Here is a 660-nt window from a genome sequence, read left to right on the forward strand (position 1 = left end):
ATTGATTGCAGAGAGATATGAACCAGCAAAGCTAACGGGCGGGGTATAAAACCGAAGAGCGGGGGATGGCGGGCGACGGATGATAAGGAAGCAGGTATGTAGCGGGTGGAGCGTGACAGTAAAGTAGAGAGAGCAGTTGGTACCCTGAAGGCAGGAAGATAACAAGCAGGCCAGGCGGCGTGTATCTGTTTGTTGGGTTATGTGCAAAAAAAAGCCCCTCGCTGTTAGCGAAGGGCTTCAATAAATATGGCAGCTACCTACTCTCCCGCATTTCTGTGCAGTACCATCGGCCATGGGAGGCTTAACTTCTCTGTTCGGTATGGGAAGAGGTGAACACTCCCGGCAAAACCACCATAAGATCTTACCGGCTTTTGATTTGCTTTGTTGCTTCTTTTTTGTCGCTTCTGCTTTTTATAGCTTCAGCTTTGCCTGTTTTATCCTTTGCTCTTTCGCTTCAGGTTGCAGGCAGTTTTCTTCAACAAAACTCATCAGCCTTAATGATGTACATATTGGGATCACTTATTTCATACAGATATAGAAAAAAATTAAAGCTTACGGGCAATTAGTACTACTCGACTTCGTTGTTACCAACCTTACATCTGTAGCCTATCAACGTCATAGTCTTTGACGACCCTTAAAAGGAAACTCATCTTGAGGTAG

The 660-nt window shown here is 45.2% G+C and carries 2 rRNA genes; both read right to left on the reverse strand.

From position 1 onward, the window contains the following. Nucleotides 1–244: 244 nt before the first annotated feature. Nucleotides 245–356: ribosomal RNA gene (gene rrf, locus ESB13_RS23650) — 5S ribosomal RNA — on the reverse strand. 185 nt (nt 357–541) lie between these two features. Continuing rightward, a 23S ribosomal RNA gene (locus ESB13_RS23655) occupies nt 542–660 on the reverse strand; the annotation flags it as partial.

Origin of the sequence: Filimonas effusa (assembly GCF_004118675.1) — a bacterium.
In the GTDB taxonomy this organism is placed as follows: Bacteria; Bacteroidota; Bacteroidia; order Chitinophagales; family Chitinophagaceae; genus Filimonas; species Filimonas effusa.